Origin of the sequence: Streptomyces sp. URMC 127, from assembly GCF_051386535.1 — a bacterium.
Classification (GTDB): domain Bacteria; phylum Actinomycetota; class Actinomycetes; order Streptomycetales; family Streptomycetaceae; genus Streptomyces.
Window position 1 is genome coordinate 19,085 of record NZ_JBPQTW010000048.1, and the last position, 17,145, is coordinate 36,229.

18 protein-coding genes are annotated in these 17,145 nt (G+C 73.0%); 7 read left to right on the plus strand and 11 right to left on the minus strand.

Going from position 1 to position 17,145, the window contains the following annotated elements; translation table 11 throughout:
* The first annotated feature begins 210 nt into the window (after window positions 1-210).
* Window positions 211-1,014 (plus strand): DUF4190 domain-containing protein, encoded by an 804-nt coding sequence (locus tag ACSNOH_RS13695; RefSeq protein ID WP_436721559.1) that lies wholly within the window; start codon window positions 211-213, stop codon window positions 1,012-1,014.
* A gap of 167 nt (window positions 1,015-1,181) precedes the next feature.
* Complete coding sequence (locus ACSNOH_RS13700) at window positions 1,182-1,619, plus strand: ArsR/SmtB family transcription factor (protein WP_436721560.1); 438 nt, start codon at window positions 1,182-1,184, stop codon at window positions 1,617-1,619.
* A 74-nt stretch (window positions 1,620-1,693) separates the two neighbouring features.
* On the opposite strand, the gene fabF is transcribed toward ACSNOH_RS13700, so the two are convergent.
* The 5 genes from fabF to ACSNOH_RS13725 all read right to left on the minus strand — a co-directional run bounded on the left by fabF (window position 1,694) and on the right by ACSNOH_RS13725 (window position 6,670).
* Entirely contained in the window at window positions 1,694-2,959 is a 1,266-nt protein-coding gene (gene fabF, locus ACSNOH_RS13705) for a beta-ketoacyl-ACP synthase II (RefSeq protein ID WP_436721561.1), read from the minus strand.
* Between the two features lie 67 nt (window positions 2,960-3,026).
* Window positions 3,027-3,275 carry an acyl carrier protein gene (locus ACSNOH_RS13710; protein WP_359094158.1) on the minus strand — a complete coding sequence of 83 codons (249 nt, stop codon included), beginning with the start codon at window positions 3,273-3,275 and terminating at the stop codon, window positions 3,027-3,029.
* Between the two features lie 107 nt (window positions 3,276-3,382).
* A complete protein-coding gene (locus tag ACSNOH_RS13715; RefSeq protein ID WP_436721562.1) occupies window positions 3,383-4,429 on the minus strand; it encodes a ketoacyl-ACP synthase III in 1,047 nt (348 codons plus the stop codon).
* A gap of 13 nt (window positions 4,430-4,442) precedes the next feature.
* Complete coding sequence (locus tag ACSNOH_RS13720) at window positions 4,443-5,396, minus strand: ACP S-malonyltransferase (protein ID WP_436721563.1); 954 nt, start codon at window positions 5,394-5,396, stop codon at window positions 4,443-4,445.
* Between the two features lie 89 nt (window positions 5,397-5,485).
* Window positions 5,486-6,670, minus strand: coding sequence for a PucR family transcriptional regulator (locus tag ACSNOH_RS13725; RefSeq protein ID WP_120754458.1), 1,185 nt, complete (start codon window positions 6,668-6,670; stop codon window positions 5,486-5,488).
* A gap of 56 nt (window positions 6,671-6,726) precedes the next feature.
* Here ACSNOH_RS13725 and ACSNOH_RS13730 point away from each other — a divergent pair, with 56 nt between their 5' ends.
* The gene (locus ACSNOH_RS13730; protein WP_436721564.1) at window positions 6,727-7,413 is read left to right on the plus strand and encodes a pirin family protein; all 687 of its coding nucleotides are present in this window, start codon (window positions 6,727-6,729) and stop codon (window positions 7,411-7,413) included.
* A gap of 73 nt (window positions 7,414-7,486) precedes the next feature.
* On the opposite strand, the gene ACSNOH_RS13735 is transcribed toward ACSNOH_RS13730, so the two are convergent.
* Entirely contained in the window at window positions 7,487-8,299 is an 813-nt protein-coding gene (locus ACSNOH_RS13735) for a serine hydrolase domain-containing protein (RefSeq protein ID WP_436721565.1), read from the minus strand.
* A 149-nt stretch (window positions 8,300-8,448) separates the two neighbouring features.
* Between ACSNOH_RS13735 and ACSNOH_RS13740 the strand changes: the two genes are divergently transcribed.
* Complete coding sequence (locus ACSNOH_RS13740) at window positions 8,449-8,931, plus strand: MerR family transcriptional regulator (protein ID WP_436721566.1); 483 nt, start codon at window positions 8,449-8,451, stop codon at window positions 8,929-8,931.
* 7 nt (window positions 8,932-8,938) lie between these two features.
* The gene (locus tag ACSNOH_RS13745; protein ID WP_436721567.1) at window positions 8,939-9,961 is read left to right on the plus strand and encodes an aldo/keto reductase; all 1,023 of its coding nucleotides are present in this window, start codon (window positions 8,939-8,941) and stop codon (window positions 9,959-9,961) included.
* A gap of 7 nt (window positions 9,962-9,968) precedes the next feature.
* On the opposite strand, the gene ACSNOH_RS13750 is transcribed toward ACSNOH_RS13745, so the two are convergent.
* From ACSNOH_RS13750 to ACSNOH_RS13770, 5 genes are all read right to left on the minus strand, one after another.
* Window positions 9,969-10,649 (minus strand): response regulator, encoded by a 681-nt coding sequence (locus ACSNOH_RS13750; protein ID WP_436721568.1) that lies wholly within the window; start codon window positions 10,647-10,649, stop codon window positions 9,969-9,971.
* Window positions 10,646-11,971, minus strand: a complete 1,326-nt coding sequence (locus ACSNOH_RS13755) for a sensor histidine kinase (RefSeq protein ID WP_436721569.1) — start codon at window positions 11,969-11,971, stop codon at window positions 10,646-10,648. Before ACSNOH_RS13755 ends, ACSNOH_RS13750 begins: the two co-directional genes overlap by 4 nt.
* Before the next feature lie 110 nt (window positions 11,972-12,081).
* Entirely contained in the window at window positions 12,082-12,942 is an 861-nt protein-coding gene (locus ACSNOH_RS13760; protein WP_436721570.1) for a DUF4429 domain-containing protein, read from the minus strand.
* A 171-nt stretch (window positions 12,943-13,113) separates the two neighbouring features.
* A complete protein-coding gene (locus ACSNOH_RS13765) occupies window positions 13,114-14,334 on the minus strand; it encodes an alpha/beta hydrolase (RefSeq protein ID WP_436721571.1) in 1,221 nt (406 codons plus the stop codon).
* 98 nt (window positions 14,335-14,432) lie between these two features.
* The gene (locus tag ACSNOH_RS13770; RefSeq protein ID WP_436721572.1) at window positions 14,433-15,095 is read right to left on the minus strand and encodes a TetR/AcrR family transcriptional regulator; all 663 of its coding nucleotides are present in this window, start codon (window positions 15,093-15,095) and stop codon (window positions 14,433-14,435) included.
* A gap of 114 nt (window positions 15,096-15,209) precedes the next feature.
* Between ACSNOH_RS13770 and ACSNOH_RS13775 the strand changes: the two genes are divergently transcribed.
* Together ACSNOH_RS13775 and ACSNOH_RS13780 are read left to right on the plus strand one after the other, a co-directional pair.
* Window positions 15,210-16,802 (plus strand): MFS transporter, encoded by a 1,593-nt coding sequence (locus ACSNOH_RS13775; RefSeq protein ID WP_436721573.1) that lies wholly within the window; start codon window positions 15,210-15,212, stop codon window positions 16,800-16,802.
* Between the two features lie 114 nt (window positions 16,803-16,916).
* Window positions 16,917-17,145 (plus strand): peptidase inhibitor family I36 protein (locus ACSNOH_RS13780; RefSeq protein ID WP_436721574.1); only part of this gene is annotated, 229 nt, incomplete at its 3' end.

Consider the following 17,145-nt stretch of genomic DNA (forward strand, 5'->3'; position numbering starts at 1 on the left):
CCCTGCGCGCCGCCGCCCCCGGCCTGCGCCCCGGCACGGTCCGGGCCCAGTCGAGCACCGTCGGCCTGGAAGGCGCCGGCAGCCTCGCGGGCTTCGCCCGCGAGCACGGCCTCGTCTTCCTACTACGCGTCCTTCGACGCGGTGTGAAGGCCTGATCAAGCGCTGGATAGGGTGATTCATCCCGCTATCCAGCCGAAGGACGACGCACGCATGACCATGCCCGGGTACCCCCACGGCCACCCCGGGGCGTACTACCCGCCCTACCCGCCCGCGCAGCCCCGCAACGGGGTGGGCACCGCGGCCATGATCGTCGGCATCTGCGGAGCGGTCATCGGGCTCGTCCCGTTCCTCTTCTTCCTCTCGGGCCCGCTCGGGCTGGTCGCACTGGGCCTCGGCGCCTTCGGCCTCGTCCTCGCCCGCAGGGGGCAGGCCACGAACAAGGGCATGGCCCTGACCGGCACGATCCTGGGCGGCGTGGCCGTGCTCATGGCCGTCGGCGGACTCCTGTTCACCCTCTTCGTCATCGACAAGGCCGACGAGGAGAACGACGCGCTCTCCGAGGACCGCCCGCCCGCGGCCGCCGCGCCCGAGCCCTCCGCCTCGCCCTCCGCGGCCCCGAAGCCGCTGAAGTTCGGCGAGACGTACACCTACCCGGACGGCGTCACCATCACCGTGGACAAGCCCGAGCCGTACGAGCTGGACCGTGTGGCCTTCGGGCACAAGGACGGCAACCTGGCCCTCCAGCTGAAGGTCACGGTCGAGAACAACGGCAAGGACACGCTCGACCTGCTCGCCCACGTCCCCTACCTGCGCGACGCCGAGGGCGCCCGGGCCTCGGAGATCTTCGACGGCCGGGGCGCGACCAAGGTGTTCACCGGCAAGCTGCTCCCGGGCAAGCGGGCGACGACCGTGTTCACGTACTCGGTGCCGCCCGGCGCGGCGAAGGAGCTCCAGGTGGAGACCTCCGCGAACAACGACCGCCCGGACCTGATGTGGATCGGCGCGGGTCAGTAGCGCTCGCCCCGCGTCCGTCTCTTCGGCCGTGCCTCCGCCCGTCCCCGCGTCCGGACGCCCGCCCCCGTGGAGGGACGGGCGTCCGCCGGCCGGCTACTTGTGGATCTTCACGCAGGCGACGTCGATGCCCTCGATCGAGCCGCACACCTTGTTGCCGTTGTTCATGATTGCGGGGCACCACCCTGGAAGCGGAGCTTCCGTGGGACGTCGAGATCACCCTGCACGGGCAGGGCATCGTCCTCCTCCCGAGCTTCTTCTGGACCCGCCACCTCCTGGCCGCTCCGAAGCCCGGCGGACGCGTCGTCCTCGTCCACCCGGCCGTCACCCCGCTGAGCCTCCACCCCCGCGGACCGGCCGACGACCCCCTCGTCACCCTTCTGGGCAGCACCCGCGCCCACATCCTGGGCCTGCTCGTGCACCGCCGCACGACGACGGACCTGGCCCGGCAGCTCACGATGAGCATCAGCACCGCCTCGACGCAGACCAAGGCCCTCCGGTACGCCGGGCTGGTCCACTCCCGGCGGGAGGGCAAGGCGGTGTGGCACTGCTGCACCCCGCTCGGCCTCGACCTCCTGGTCCAGGCGTCCGCAGGCCAGCGCAGGTGACCGGCCCTGCCACCACCACGCAAACGGCCCGCCCCGGGAGATCCCGGGGCGGGCCGTACGAACGACAGCTGCGGTCAGACCGAGCGCAGCGCCAGGACCACGTTGTGGCCGCCGAAGCCGAAGGAGTTGTTGATCGCGGCGATCGTGCCCTCGGCGGGCAGGGCGCGCGGCTCGTCGCGGACGATGTCCGCGTCGATCTCCTCGTCCAGGTCGTCGACGTTGATGGTCGGCGGGGCCGTCCGGTGGTGGAGGGCGAGGACGGTCATGACCGTCTCGATGCCGCCCGCACCGCCCAGGAGGTGACCGGTCATCGACTTGGTCGCGGAGACCGCGACGTGGTCGAGGTCGTCGCCGAGGACCTTGCGCAGCGCCTTGATCTCGGCCGCGTCACCCTGCGGGGTGGACGTGGCGTGCGCGTTGAGGTGCACGACCTCGGACGGCTTGAGGTCGGTGCTGTCGAGCAGGCTCTGCAGCGCGGCGGCGATGCCGCGGCCGGTCGGCTCGGGCTGGGCGATGTGGTGGCTGTCCGCGGACAGGCCCTGGCCCAGGACCTCGCAGTACACCCGCGCACCGCGCCGGGCGGCGTGCTCGGCCGACTCCAGGATCACGACGCCGGCGCCCTCGCCGAGGACGAAGCCGTCGCGGGCCTTGTCGTACGGGCGGGAGGCCTTCTCGGGCTCCTCGTTGTTCTTGGACATCGCCATCATGTTGGCGAAGGCGGTGATGGGCAGCGGGTGGATCGCCGCCTCGGTGCCGCCGGCGACGACCACGTCGGCACGGCCGGTGCGGATCATCTCGACGGCGTAGCCGATGGCCTCGGCGCCGGAGGCGCAGGCGCTGACCGGGGTGTGCACGCCCGCCTGGGCGTTCACCTCCAGGCCGACGTTGGCCGAGGGGCTGTTCGGCATGAGCATGGGCACGGTGTGCGGGGAGACGCGGCGGACGCCCTTCTCCTTGAGCACGTCGTACTGGTCGAGCAGGGTGGTCACGCCGCCGATGCCGGAGGCGATGACGGTGCCGAGGCGCTCGGGGGCGATGGAGGAGTCCTCGCCGGCCTTGGCGGTGTAGCCCGCGTCGGCCCACGCCTCACGGGCCGCGATCAGCGCGAACTGCGCCGAGCGGTCCAGCTTGCGGGCGAGCGGGCGGGGCAGGACGTCTTCGGGGTCGACCGCGGCGGCGGCGGCGATCCGGACCGGAAGGCCGGCGTAGCGCTCGCCCTCGAGGGGCCTCACGCCGGACCGGCCGGCGAGCAGAGCCTCCCAGGTCGTCGCGCTGTCGCCACCCAGCGGTGTGGTTGCGCCGATACCGGTGACGACCACGGTGCGATTGGTCGAGCTCACAGGAATTGTCTCCACGTGTAGAGGTGCTGGTGAACCGCCACCGCCGGGGTGGCGACGAACGCTCAGGTCAGGCCTGGTGCTTCAGGATGTAGTCCGCGGCGTCGCCGACGGTCTTGAGGTTCTTGACGTCCTCGTCGGGGATCTTGACGTCGAAGCGCTCCTCGGCGGCGACGACGACCTCGACCATGGACAGCGAGTCGACGTCCAGGTCGTCGGTGAAGGACTTGTCCAGCTGGACGTCCTCGACCGGGATGCCGGCGATCTCGTTGACGATCTCGGCGAGGCCCTTGAGGATCTCTTCCTGGGTGGCGGCCATGTGCGGCGCTCCTTCTATTTGTGCGGTGGAACCTGCGTGGTACGGAAAACTGCTGCTGCGGTGAGCTCTGCGCGGTCCGGCGGGAAGCCGGGCCGCGACGATCTCGCCTAGGGGAGGGTAACGACCGTGGCGGCGTAGACGAGACCCGCCCCGAAACCGATGACGAGCGCGGTGTCCCCGCTCTTCGCGGCGCCGGTGGCCAGGAGCCGCTCCATGGCCAGCGGAATGGAGGCCGCGGAGGTGTTGCCCGTGGTCTCCACGTCACGGGCGACCGTGACGCTCTCCGGCAGTTTGAGGGTCTTGACCATCGAGTCGATGATCCGCATGTTGGCCTGGTGCGGGATGAAGACGTCCAGGTCCTCCGCGCTGACCCCGGCGTCGTCCAGCGCCTGCTGGGCGACCTTGGCCATCTCGAAGACGGCCCAGCGGAAGACCGCCTGGCCCTCCTGCGTGATGGCCGGGTAGCGGATCTCGTCCAGGGGCGTGCGGGCCTCCGGACCGTCACCGCCGGGCACCGGGGTGGTGCGGTAGGCGTCCCAGCCCCGGGTCTGCTTGATGGTGTGCGACTTGTCGCCCTCGGAACCCCACACCGTCGGGCCGATGGCCGGCTCGGTGGAGGGGCCGACGACCACGGCGCCCGCACCGTCGCCGAACAGGAAGGCCGTCGCGCGGTCCTCCAGGTCGGTGAGGTCCGACAGCCGCTCGACGCCGATCACGAGGACGTGCTCGGCCGAGCCCTCGACGACCATGCTCTTGGCGAGCGTCAGGCCGTAGCCGAAGCCCGCGCAGCCCGCCGAGATGTCGAACGCGGCCGGCTTGCCCGCGCCGATCTTGTGCGCGATCTCGGTGGCGATCGCCGGGGTCTGGTGGAAGTGCGAGACCGTCGAGACGATCACCGCGCCGATCTGCTCGGGGGTGATGCCCGCGGCGGCGATGGCCTTGCCGGCCGCCTCGACCGACATCGCGGAGACCGTCTCCTCCGGACCGGCCCAGTGCCGGGTCGCGATGCCGGAGCGGGAGCGGATCCACTCGTCCGAGGAGTCGATGTGCTTGAGGATCTCCTCGTTCGGCACCACCCGGGTGGGGCGGTAGCCGCCCACGCCGAGGATGCGCGCGTACGGGGCGCCCTTGCTCGGCCTGATCTTCGCGGTCATGCTCTGAGGCTCCTTATTCGGCCGGGGACCCGGCGGGTGCGGCGTACTCGGCGATCAGCTCACGGGCCGCGCCGAGGTCGTCCGGCGACTTCAGGGCCAGCGTCTTCACACCGGGCAGGGCGCGCTTGGCCAGGCCGGTGAGCGTACCGCCGGGGGCCACTTCGAGCAGGGCCGTCACGCCGAGCTCCTTGAACGTCTCCATGCACAGGTCCCAGCGGACCGGGTTGGCCACCTGGCCGACCAGCCGCTGCACGACCTCCGCGCCGGAGGCGACGACGCCGCCGTCCTTGTTCGAGACGTACCGGGTGTGCGGCTCGGCGGGGGACAGCTCCTGCACGGCGGCCTCCAGGGCCGACACGGCGGGCGCCATGTGGTGCGTGTGGAACGCGCCCGCGACCTTCAGCGCCACGACCTTGCGGGTGCCCTCGGGCTTGTCCTCGGCCAGCGCCGCGAGCTGCTCCGCGGTGCCGGCGGCCACGATCTGGCCCGCGCCGTTGACGTTCGCGGGGGTCAGCCCGAGCTTCTCCAGGTGCGGGACGACGACCTCGGGGTCGCCGCCGAGCAGGGCGGCCATGCCGGTCTCGGTGACCGCCGCGGCCTCGGCCATGGCCAGGCCGCGCTTGCGGACCAGCCCCATCGCCGCCTCCTCCGGCAGCACGCCGGTCAGCGCGGCGGCGGCGAGCTCGCCCACGCTGTGGCCCGCGGCCGCGCCCACCAGACGGGCGAAGTCGTCCGCCGTGGGGAACAGCTGCCGGGCCGAGACCAGCGCCGACGCCACGAGCAGCGGCTGGGCGACGGCGGTGTCGCGGATCTCGTCCGCGTCGGCGTTCGTGCCGTAGTGCACCAGGTCCAGGTCGATGGCGGCCGACCACTCACGGAGCCGGTCTTCGACACCGGGGAGGTCGAGCCAGGGGGACAGGAAGCCGGGCGTCTGAGCGCCCTGGCCGGGAGCGACGAGTACGAGCACCCTCACACTCTCTCTCGTGGACGGCACCGGCCACCCGTGGGGATGGGGACCAAGAACCGTCAGGGGAATTGTTGACGTTCGACAAAAGGCTAGAGGGCGGTCTCCGTGTCGGCCAGACGCCCCAGGATGAGCGCGATCCGCAGCGTGAACGCCGACCGGACATCGGAGGGTGACCAGCCGGTGACGTCCGTCACACGTCGGAGGCGGTATCTCACGGTGTTGGGGTGGACGAACAGCATCCGTGCCGCCCCTTCCAAGCTACTCGCCTGCTCCAGGTAGACGCTCAGCGTCTCCAGCAGCGCCGAGCCCGCTTCCTGTAGCGGTCTGTAGATCTCCTCCACCAGCTGGTCACGGGCCGTGGTGTCGCCCGCCATCGCCCGCTCGGGCAGCAGATCGTCCGCGAGGACCGGGCGGGGGGCGTCCGGCCAGGCCGCACAGGCCTTCAGGCCGGCCGCGGCCGCCTGCGCGGAGCGCGTCGCCGACAGCAGGTCCGGCACCACGGGGCCGGCCACCACCGGGCCCGCCGCGAACGGGCCGATCAGCGCCTTGGCCGTCTGCAGCGGCTGATCGGAGCCGCCCGCGATGACCACCAGCCGGTCACCGAGCACCCCCGTCAGCACCTGCACCTTCGCGTGCCGCGCCGCCCGCCGGATCGCCTCCACCGTCAGCTCGCTGTCCCCGTTCGGGGCGGTGCCCAGCACCACGCTGACGTTGGCCGGGGCGCTCCAGCCGAGGGCCGCGGCCCGCGAGAGGGCGCCCTCGTCCGCCTCGCCCGACAGCACCGCGTTGACCACCAGCGACTCCAGCCGGGCGTCCCACGCGCCGCGCGCCTCGGCGGCCTGCGCGTAGACCTGCGCGGTGGCGAAGGCGATCTCGCGGGCGTAGACCAGCAGCGCCTCCCGCAGCACGCCCTCGTCCCCGGGCGCCGCCACTTCGTCGATCGCCGACTCCATGACCTCGATGGTCGTGCGGACCATCTCCACCGTCTGGCGCAAGGTGATCGCCCGCGTCAGCTCGCGCGGCGCCGTGCCGAACACGTCCGTGCTGATGGCCTGCGGCGTCTCCGGATGCCGGAACCACTCCGTGAAGGCCGCGATGCCGGCCTGGGCGACCAGGCCGATCCACGAGCGGTTCTCCGGGGGCATCGCCCGGTACCACGGCAGCTGGGCGTCCATCCGGGCGATGGCGGCGGCGGCCAGCGTGCCGGAGGACTTCTCCAGGCGGCGGAGGGTGGCGCTGTGCGGATGCGGGGTGTTAGCGGCGGGTTCAGGCACGGGACAAGCCTGCCTTATCCGGGTCCGGTGCGGGGCCGCCGGGCTACCGTAGCCCGATGACGCACGTACAGCGGTCCGTCCAGCGAGCCGGTGAACGCTTCCGCGGCGGGGACCCGGAAGCCGGGATCGAGACCTGGCACGCCTTCTCCTTCTCCGGCTTCTACGACCCGGACAACGTGCGCTTCGGCCCCCTCGAAGCTTGCAACGAGGAGCGGCTCGCACCGGGGGCGGGCTTCGCCGAGCACCCCCACCGCGACGTGGAGATCGTCACCTGGGTGGTCGAGGGCGAGCTCACCCACGAGGACTCCACGGGCGCGACGGTCGTCGTCCGGCCCGGCGACGTCCAGCGCCTCAGCGCGGGCACCCGCGTCCGGCACTCCGAGCGGAACGAGGGCGCGGTGCCGCTGCGCTTCGTACAGATGTGGCTGACGCCCTCGGAGTACGGGGGCGAGCCGTCCTACGAGGTGGTGCGGGGGCTCCCCGACGACACGCCGTACGTCCTGACGGGGGCGGAGGCGGTGCTGCACGTCCGGCGGCTCCGGGCCGCCGGACGGTCGGCGGTGCCGGATGCGCCGTGGGTGTACGTGCACGTGACCCGGGGCGCGGCCCGGCTGGACGGGGAGCTGCTGGAGGAGGGCGACGCGGCACGGATCCTCGATGCGGCGGGGCTGGCGGTGGAAGCCGTCGGGTCCGACGCGGAAGTGCTGATCTGGGAGATGCACGCCGAGCCGCGCTTCGGGTGACCCGGCGCTTCGCGCCGGGAATTTCGCCCACCCGCCCGCCCGATTGCCCCGAGCGTTATGGCGAGGCTGCGAACTAGCGCAGTTCCGCCAGCACCGCGTCCGTGAGCGCCGGCCACACCTCGATCGCCCACGGCCCGAACGCCCGGTCCGTCAGGGCGACGCACGCCGCGCCCGCCTCCGGGTCCACCCACAGGAACGTCCCGGACTGCCCGAAGTGCCCGTACGTGCGGGGCGAGGACGACGCCCCCGTCCAGTGCGGGGACTTGCCGTCGCGGATCTCGAAGCCGAGGCCCCAGTCGTTGGGCCGCTGGTGCCCGTAGCCCGGCAGGATCCCGGTGAGCCCGGGGAAGGCCACCGACGTGGCCTCCGCCACGGTCTCCGCCGACAGCAGCCGCGGTGCCTGCAGCTCCGCGGCGAAGCGGGCCAGGTCGGAGACGGTGGAGACGCCGTCCTTGGCGGGCGAGCCGGGAAGGTCCGTCGCCGTCATCCCGAGCGGCTCCAGCACCGCCTCCCGCAGGTAGTCCGCGAAGGGGATGTCCGTGGCCTTGGCGATGTGGTCGCCGAGGACCTCGAAGCCGGCGTTGGAGTAGAGCCGCCGCGTGCCGGGCTCGGCCATCGCCCGGTGCTCGTCGAAGGCGAGCCCCGAGGTGTGGGCGAGGAGATGGCGGACCGTCGAGCCCGCGGGGCCGGCCGGTTCGTCCAGCTCGACCGCGCCCTCCTCGACGGCGACGAGCACGGCGTAGGCGGCGAGCGGTTTGGTCACGGAGGCCAGGGGGAAGCGATGCCCGGCCGGGCCGTGCGCGCCCACCGTCGTGCCGTCGGCCCGTACGACCGCCGCCGCAGCGGTGTCCACCGGCCAGTTCTCGATCATCCGCAGGCTCTCCATGGCTCCGAGCCTATCCCGGGCCCGCCGCCCGGCCGCTCCGGCCAAGATTCCCCCAAGAGTTCGCTTGCCTGGAGTGCACTCGAAGTCTCTAGCGTTGTGGTCATCGCAAGGGCAACGACTTCGAACGCCCGCGAACAGGGGGAAGCTCGATGACCGTCTTGGACACCGCACCCGTGGGAACGACCACGCCGCCGGCGGCCGTGTGCACCGTGCTGGAGCAGCAGCGCCACAGCCGCCCGGCGGGGCGCGACCGCTACACGATCAGCGAAGTGGCGGGCTGCACGGGGCTGTCGGTCCACACGCTGCGCTGGTACGAGCGGATCGGGCTGATGCCGCACGTGGACCGCTCCCACACCGGCCAGCGCCGCTACACCGACCGCGACCTGGACTGGCTGGACCTGGTGGGGCGGCTGCGCCTGACGGGCATGCCGGTGGCCGACATGGTCCGCTACGCGCGGCTCGTCCGCGAGGGCGAGCACACGCTGGCCGAGCGCGAGCGGCTGCTGACCGCGCACCGCGAGGACGTCCGCAACCGCATCGCGGAGCTGCGCAGCACCCTCGAAGTACTGGACTACAAGATCGACATATATGCCGACGCCCGGCGACGGGCCGAGGCCGCCGAAGGGGCCTGACGCACTCATGAGCAGCAGCAACGACAAGATGCAGACCGTCCGCCTCGGCACCGGCGGACCCGAGGTGGGCGCGCAGGGGCTCGGCTGCATGGGCATGAGCTTCGCCTACGGCCCGACCACCGACGAGGGCGAGGCCAGGGCGACGCTGGAGCGGGCGCTCGAACTGGGCGTCACGCTCTTCGACACCGCCGACGTCTACGGCTTCGGCGAGAACGAGAAGTTCATCGCGCCGTTCGTGCGGGCCCACCGCGCCGACGTCGTCGTCGCCACCAAGTTCGCCATCGGGATCGACCCCGGGAACCCGCAGGCCCGCACGATCCGCAACGACCGCCCCTACATACGGCAGGCCGTCGAGGGCAGCCTGCGGCGGCTCGGCGTCGACGAGATCGACCTCTACTACATGCACCGGCGCGACGTGAACGTCCCCATCGAGGAGACGGTCGGCGCCATGGCCGAGCTCGTGGCCGAGGGCAAGGTCAAGCACCTGGGCCTCAGCGAGGTCACCGCCGGCGAGCTGCGCGCCGCCCAGGCCGTGCACCCGATCGCCGCCGTGCAGTCGGAGTGGTCGCTGTTCAGCCGCGACATCGAGGCCCATGTGGTCCCGGCGGCGCGGGAGCTGGGCGTCGCCCTCGTGCCGTACTCGCCGCTCGGCCGCGGCTTCCTGACCGGCTCCTTCGTACGCGCGGACGAGCTGTCGAGCGATGACTTCCGCCGCACCCAGCCGCGCTTCACGGGCGACAACGCGACGGCGAACGCGGCACTGCTGGAGCCGCTCCGGCGGATCGCGCAGGAGCGCGGCATCTCGCTCGGCCAGGTGGCACTGGCCTGGGTCCAGCAGCAGGCGCAGGTGCACGGCCTGACGGTCGTTCCCATCCCGGGCACGCGCCGCCGCTCCCGCCTGGAGGAGAACGCGGCCGCCACCGGGATCACCCTCACGGCGGAGGAACTCGCGGCCCTGGAGCCGATCGCGGGCAAGGTCGCGGGCGGCCGCTACGCCGACATGTCGTTCACCTCGGCGGGCCGGGAGTGACGAGCCGTCACCGGCCGCCGGGAGCCACCAGCCCCGACTCGTAGGCGAAGATCACCGCCTGGGCGCGGTCGCGCAGGCCGAGCTTGGCCAGGACCCTGCCGATGTGCGTCTTGACGGTCTGCTCGGCCAGCACCAGTTCGGCCGCGATCTCCTGGTTGGACAGCCCGCGGGCGATGAGCTCCAGGACCTCGGTCTCGCGCGGGGTGAGGCCGTTCAGCCGCAGCGCCGGGCCGCCCTTGCGGGGCGCCGGGCGCTGCCTGGCGAAGTCCGCGATCAGACGGCGCGTCACGGACGGGGCCAGCAGGGCCTCCCCGGCGGCCACCACCCGCACCGCCGAGATCAGGTCCGCGGGCGGCGCGTCCTTCAGCAGGAAGCCGGACGCGCCCGCCCGCAGGGCTTCGTAGACGTAGTCGTCGACGTCGAAGGTCGTCAGCATCAGCACCTTCGGGCGGTGCGTCACGCCGGGCGGCGGGGAGAGCAACTGCCGCGCCGCCTCCAGCCCGTCCATCTCCGGCATCCGGACGTCCATCAGCACGACGTCCGGGTGGGTGCGGCGGCTGACGTCCACGCCCTGCTTGCCGTCCGCCGCGTCACCGACGACGTCGATGTCGGGCTGGGCGGCCAGCAGCGCGGCGAAGCCCGCCCGCACCATGGCCTGGTCGTCGACGATGATCACCTTGATCGTCATGGCGAAACGGAGTCCTCTTCGTCCTCGTCCGGTGCGGTGGTGAACGGGAGCCGGGCCGCGACCCGGAAGCCGCCGTCCGGCAGCGGCCCGGTGTCGAGCGCGCCGCCGACCAGGCGGACCCGTTCGCGCATGCCGATCAGTCCGTGGCCCGTGCCGCCGGTCTCCACCGGCCGGGCGTCACGGTCCGCCCGGGCGGAGTTGACGACCAGCACCATGAGGCTCGTCCCGGCGTCGCCGGCGGACACCGACACCCGTGTGGCCGCGCCCGGCGCGTGCCGGACGACATTGGCCAGGGCCTCCTGCACGATCCGGTACGCGGAGAGGTCCACGGCCTGCGGCAGCGCGTCCGGCAGCTTATCCGGCATGGTCAGCTCCACCGGCAGCCCGGACCGCACGGTCGCCTCCACCAGCTGGGGGATCCGGCTCACCCCCGGCTGCGGCGCCCGCTCACCGCCGCCCGCGCCGGAGGCGTCCTCGCTGCGCAGCACCCCCAGCAGCCGCCGCATCTCGGTCAGCGACTCGCGCGCCGTCGCGGCGATCGTGGCGAACTCCTCGCGCGCCTCCCCGGGCAGGCCCGCGAGCCGGTACGGGGCGCTGTCCGCCTGCACGGTGATCACCGACATGTGGTGGGCGACGACGTCGTGCAGCTCGCGGGCGATGCGGGTGCGCTCCTCCAGCAGGGTGCGCCGGGCCCGCTCGGCCTCGCTGATGGTCTCCTGCTCGGCGAGCGCGCGCCGCGCGTCCCCGCGCTCGTGCAGCGCCCCGGCGAGCAGCATCAGGATGCCGCCGAGGACGAACAGCGTCACCCACACGTTGGAGGAGCTGCGCTCGGGCGAGACGCCCCGCAGGACCGCGCCCGCGACGCCGGTGGCCAGCCAGACGGCGACGAGCGTCGGGCGCCGCTCCCGCATGCCGGCCGCGAGCAGCAACAGCAGCATGGTGACGGCGGTCGGGGGCGGCCACGGCCAGGTCCAGTCGTGGTTCACCGGCTCGGACAGCAGGATCACCGCGGTGGCGACGCTCGCCGCGAAGGCGAGCGCCCAGGCGAGCAGGGGCCTGCGCACGGCGACGAGCAGCGGCACGGTCTGGGCGACGGCGAGGGACAGCGCGAGCCCGAAGCTCAGGCCGAACTCGTTCGACAGCACGTTGCCGGTCAGCGGCAGCAGCAGGGCGGTGAACAGCCCGGCGACCACGTAGGGAAGCCTGCGCACCCAGCGGCGGCGCGACCGTGCGCCCATCGGCACGGGCGGCCCGGCGGGCGTGCAGACGTCGGTCAGGTAGGTGCGCACACGGGCGAGGGGGACGGGGAGTGACTGGGGCATGACCCCTTCACCCTAGGTCCGGGCCTGCGCGCGGACGTCACGCCCCGGTGGGAGCTTGCGCGTCATACCGGGGTAGCACCGGTAGCACGCACCGGTGGCAGGGGCCGCCGTCAGAGCTCGGCCAGGAGCTGGGCCTTCTTCGCGCTGAACTCGTCGTCCGTCAGGAGCCCCGCGTCGTGCAGCGCGCCGAGGTGGCGGATGCGGTCGGCGATGCCGCCCGGGTCCGGGCGGGCGGCCGGCACGCGTGCGGCGGGGGCGCTGGGGGTGGCGGCGCGGACGGCCTCCAGGACGGCCGCGCCGAAGGGCAGCGACTCGTGCAGCAGGCCGTAGCCCATGCCGAAGACGACGGCCGCCGGATCCTGGTCGGCCTGGCCCGGCGGCTGCTCCTCGCCGCCGCGCGGCACGAGCCGCAGATAGCCGCCGGCGACCTCGGGGGAGCGCCACTCGACGCCAGAGAGCTCCTCGACGGCGAACCGCTGGTCGCCCGCCTTCCACTTGGCGGACGAGGCGCCCGTCCAGAACCAGCGGAAGGCCACGGACCGGCCGTCGAAGGAGGCCTTGCCGTCGTAGGCCTTGAAGGACCGCGGGGGCGCGGGCGCCGCGACGAGCGGGCGCTGGGCGGGATCGGCGGCGTCCGGGCCGAGAGCGGCCCGTATCTCGTCGGCGTAGTACTCGGCGAGGGCGTCGCGCTGCTCGGGCAGCACCAGCCGGTAGGGGTCGGTGCTCTCCTTGAGCTGGCCGCCGGCGACGTCCATCAGCGGATCGGCGCCCGGTCTGGGCACCGCGCGCAGCACCACCGTCCCGCGCTTCCCCGGAGCCAGTTCCACGCTCGCGAGCGCCTCGTAGGGAATGCGTCGCTCACCGAGCACCTGGAGCAGCTTCGGCGTGCGGATCCCCCGTTCGAAGCGGATGAGCACGGAGTCGGTGTCGAACTCCCAGACGGTGTGGAAACCCGTCAGCACATCACCCATGCCCGTCATCGTATGCGGCCCCCGCCCACGGCGTCCCCTGCGGGGAGCGTCCCGCTACGCGCGTTGTCCGTACGTACGGGCCGAGCTCGCTCGGCACCGCCGGTCAGCGTCGCTGTGGTGCCGCGCCGTTGCGGCGGAAGGAGTTTCGCCTGCCGCAGCCGAAACGTACGGTCACGCGCCCTCCGCGCAGGACGCGCTCGCGTCGGCGCAGCTGACCGTCGCCGGCGCGCCGACGCCGATGCCCGCGAAGTTGGCGAGGCTCGTCGTGCCGGGCTCGAAGTAGCCCGCGTGGCCCTCCGCGCCGCGCGCGGACAGCACCCGCGCCCCGAAGGCCTGCGAGACGGGGTCGGCGCCGTGGCCGAGGCCGCCGACCTCCAGGTGGGGCACGCCCTGGATCCAGTCGTCCGGGTCGCGCATCGCCCATATGCGGGCGCTGGTCCGCAGCTCGGAGACGTGCTCGGCGCGCAGCCCGGGGCTGCCGGCGACGGCGACGTCGGTGACGCGCGGGGACAGGTCGCGCGCGGCGACGCCGCACACCACCGAGCCGTAGCTGTGGCAGATGAGGGCGACCCGCGAGTCGCCGGGCAGCGCGCGGACCGCGGCGCGCAGCCGCAGCGCGCCCTCGGCGGCGAGCTTGCCCGTGGCGGCGTCCATGCCGACGCCGGCGGGCGAGGTGTAGTCGGCCCAGGCGATGACGGCCGTACGGGTGCCGGGGGCGGCCTTGCGCTCGGCGGCGTAGAGGGAGCGGGCCATGCCGACGGGGGCGCTGTAGGCGCGCTGGGACTTCTCGAACGTGAGCAGGTTGGTGTCGACGCCGGGGACGACGACGGAGACCCGCTGGGCCCGGTCGAGGTCGCCGATGACCTCCGCGATGCGGCCGTCGCCGGTGGGGTCGAAGGCGAGGATCTGCCGCCCGTCCTGCCGCAGGGACTCGAAGCGGTGCATGCGGCGCAGCGCTTCCCGGCGGCCGACGGGGCTGAGCCCGCTCGCGCGGCTGCGCCGCTTCTCGGCGGTGCGGGCCTGCTCCAGGGCGGTGCGGTTGGCGCGGTAGCGCAGGGCGGGCGGGGCGCCGTTGAGGTTGCCGACGACGAGCGGGTACTCGTCGGCGAGCCGCGTCCGCTGGGCTCCGGTGAGGGAGGCGAAGAAACGGGAGACGGTCTCCGCGGCCGTGCCGGGGGCCGGCAGCGGCCGGCCCGCCACGGAGCCGTGCAGCCAGGCGTTGAGCGAGACCGTACGGACGTCCCCCGGGGCCTTGTGGCTTCTGACGGCCGTCCAGCCGGTCGTGGCGAGCATCACGAAGACCACGGCCAGGGCGAGCAGCGCGCGCCACACGGTGGCCGTGGTCGTCCACGGTACGGAGGAGGGGGAGCCGAGCTCCGGGAAGGAAGTCACCGCGAAACACCCTAGGAGAAACCCGGCGGTGACTGCGAAGTCCGTGAGCTATCTCACGTTTGAGTGGGGGGAATTGGGCACAAGCGTGGTCTTCTCGCTCAAGCGCGCCAGTTTTCGGCCAACGCCGGACCGAGCTGGTCCAGATAGGCGACCGTGAGCTCCCGCAGGTCGTCGAGGCCGCCCTCGCCCCGCTCTCCCCAGGCCCGGGTGGTGACGCGCATCACCCCTCCGAACGCGGCCACCAGGACGTGCGGCCGGGGGTCGGTGTGCGGATCCAGTCCCTCGCGCCGGGCGATCTCCACCGCCAGCTGCTCCTCCACCTCGGACAGCGACCGCAGCCGCGCCGCCAGGAGCTGGGGCGTCGACTCGATCAGCTGGTACGTGCGCATGTGCAACTCCAGCGGCACGACCGGCTCGATGACGCCGCGCGCGCCGTCCCACGTGTCCAGGACGGCCCCGCGCAGGGCGGACAGCGGGGCCTCGGCGGCGGGCCGGGAGCGCAGCATGGCGAGGAAGAGGGCGTCGACGACGGTCTGCATCGCCAGCGCCACCTCCTCCTTGTTCGCGAAGTAGCGGAAGAAGGTGCGCTGGGAGACCTCCGCCGCCTCGGCGATCGCGTCGACGGTGGTGCGCTCGTAGCCCTTCCGGGCGAACAGCTCCAGGGCGGACCGGATCAGGGTGTCCCGGGTGCGCCGCTTCTTGCGCTCGCGCAGTCCGGACGGCGCCGCCGGACGGGCCGCCACACCCTCGATCGCCTGCATGGATCGTCTCTCCTCCGCCACGTTTGTGCTGCTCAGGATAGCCATCGCGGAAAGTGGCAGGCACCGGCGCATGCGCTCGTCGGCCAATTGGCAGACACTGACATAATTCTTTCCATGACGTCTCAGACCGCTGTCGCGCAGGCGCAGCCGGACCTCGGTCCCCGCAAGGGGCTCCGCGGCCACCCCTGGCTGACCCTCGTTACCGTGGCGATAGGCGTGATGATGGTCGCGCTCGACGGCACGATCGTCGCCGTCGCGAATCCCGTCATCCGGGATGACCTCCACGCCTCGCTCGCCGATGTCCAGTGGATAACCAACAGCTATCTCCTCGCCCTCGCGGTCGCTCTGATCACCGCGGGCAAGCTGGGTGACCGGTTCGGTCACCGGCTGACCTTCCTCATAGGTACCACCGGCTTCGCCGTCGCCTCCGGAGCCATCGCGCTCTCCGGCAGCGTGTCGGCCGTCGTCGTCTTCCGGGTTCTCCAGGGCCTGTGCGGGGCGCTGCTGATGCCGGCCGCGCTCGGCCTGCTGCGCGCCACCTTCCCGGCCGAGAAGCTCAACATGGCCGTCGGCATCTGGGGCATGGTGATCGGCGCCTCCACCGCCGGCGGCCCCATCCTCGGCGGCGTCCTCGTCGAACACGTCAACTGGCAGTCCGTCTTCTTCATCAACGTGCCCGTCGGCGTCGTCGCCCTCGTCCTCGGGCTCACCATCCTCAAGGACCACCGGGCCGCCCACGCCCCCCGCTCCTTCGACCTCCCCGGCATCGGCCTGCTCTCGGCCGGGATGTTCTGCCTCGTCTGGGCGCTGATCAAGGCCCGCGACTGGGGCTGGGGAGACGCGAAGACCCTGCTCTTCCTGGCGGGCGCGGCCCTCGCCCTCGCCCTCTTCGCCTTCTGGGAGTCCAGGGCCCGCGAGCCGCTGCTGCCGCTGCGCCTCTTCCGCTCGGTGCCGCTGACCGCCGGCGCCGTCCTGATGGTGCTGATGGCGTTCGCCTTCATCGGCGGCCTGTTCTTCGTCACCTTCTACCTGCAGAACGTGCACGGCATGAGCCCCGTCGACTCGGGCCTGCACCTGCTGCCGCTCACCGGCATGATGATCGTCGGCTCGCCCGCCGCGGGCGCGCTCATCACCCGCGTGGGGCCGCGGATCCCGCTGGTTGTGGGCATGCTGCTGACCACCGTCGCCTGCTTCGGCATGTCCCGCCTCGAAGCCGGCTCCGGCACGGGCGTGATGTCGGTGTGGTTCGCCCTCTTCGGCCTCGGGCTCGCCCCCGTCATGGTCGGCGCCACCGAAGTCATCGTCGGCAACGCCCCGCTGGAACACGCGGGCGTCGCGGGCGGCCTGCAGCAGGCCGCCATGCAGGTGGGCGGCTCGCTCGGGACGGCCGTCCTCGGCGCCGTCATGGCCGCCCGCGTCGACGACACCCTGCCCGGCAAGTGGGCGGAGACCGGGCTGCCCGCCGGCACGCCGCAGCAGGCGGCCGAGGCGGCGGACGCCGTCGCCGTCGGCGTGGCCCCGGTGCCGCCCGGAGCGCCGCCCGAGCTGGCGGGGAAGATCACGGAGGTCGCCCATGACACTTTCGTGTCAGGGATGAGCCTGTCCTTCACCGTGGCGGGCGCCGTCGCGACCTGCGCCGCGCTGGTCGCGCTGTTCACCAAGCGCGGAACGAACCCCGAGGCGGCCGCCGGCGCGGCGCACATCTGACCCGGGCACACGCCTTCCCCTATCAGGGCCCCGCACCGCGGGGCCCTCTTGGCATGCCCTGCCACTCCCGTCAGGATGCGGTGTGCGACAAAGTCAACACAGGGAGTGATGCTCATGCGTACGATCCGCACCGTCGCCGCCGCCCTCACCGCGTCCGCCGCGCTGGCCCTGCTCTGCGCGCCCACGGCCGGCGCGGCGGCCGCCGGGGGCAAGGAGCGGCTCGGGCCCTGCGCCGCCGGGCAGCTGTGCCTGTGGACGAAGACCGGCTTCCGCGGGACGCGCAGCACGAGCGAGCTGGCGGACATCGGCATCGAGGACTGCGTGACCTTACCGGCGGGCGGCG

Coding starts and splice junctions, on each gene's coding strand:
- ACSNOH_RS13695 (WP_436721559.1), top strand. CDS start 211: ATGACCATGCCCGGGTACCCCCACGGCCACCCCGGGGCGTACTACCCG.
- ACSNOH_RS13710 (WP_359094158.1), bottom strand. CDS start 3,275: ATGGCCGCCACCCAGGAAGAGATCCTCAAGGGCCTCGCCGAGATCGTC.
- ACSNOH_RS13715 (WP_436721562.1), bottom strand. CDS start 4,429: ATGACCGCGAAGATCAGGCCGAGCAAGGGCGCCCCGTACGCGCGCATC.
- ACSNOH_RS13730 (WP_436721564.1), top strand. CDS start 6,727: ATGACGCACGTACAGCGGTCCGTCCAGCGAGCCGGTGAACGCTTCCGC.
- ACSNOH_RS13735 (WP_436721565.1), bottom strand. CDS start 8,299: ATGGAGAGCCTGCGGATGATCGAGAACTGGCCGGTGGACACCGCTGCG.
- ACSNOH_RS13740 (WP_436721566.1), top strand. CDS start 8,449: ATGACCGTCTTGGACACCGCACCCGTGGGAACGACCACGCCGCCGGCG.
- ACSNOH_RS13745 (WP_436721567.1), top strand. CDS start 8,939: ATGAGCAGCAGCAACGACAAGATGCAGACCGTCCGCCTCGGCACCGGC.
- ACSNOH_RS13750 (WP_436721568.1), bottom strand. CDS start 10,649: ATGACGATCAAGGTGATCATCGTCGACGACCAGGCCATGGTGCGGGCG.
- ACSNOH_RS13755 (WP_436721569.1), bottom strand. CDS start 11,971: ATGCCCCAGTCACTCCCCGTCCCCCTCGCCCGTGTGCGCACCTACCTG.
- ACSNOH_RS13760 (WP_436721570.1), bottom strand. CDS start 12,942: ATGGGTGATGTGCTGACGGGTTTCCACACCGTCTGGGAGTTCGACACC.
- ACSNOH_RS13770 (WP_436721572.1), bottom strand. CDS start 15,095: ATGCAGGCGATCGAGGGTGTGGCGGCCCGTCCGGCGGCGCCGTCCGGA.
- ACSNOH_RS13775 (WP_436721573.1), top strand. CDS start 15,210: ATGACGTCTCAGACCGCTGTCGCGCAGGCGCAGCCGGACCTCGGTCCC.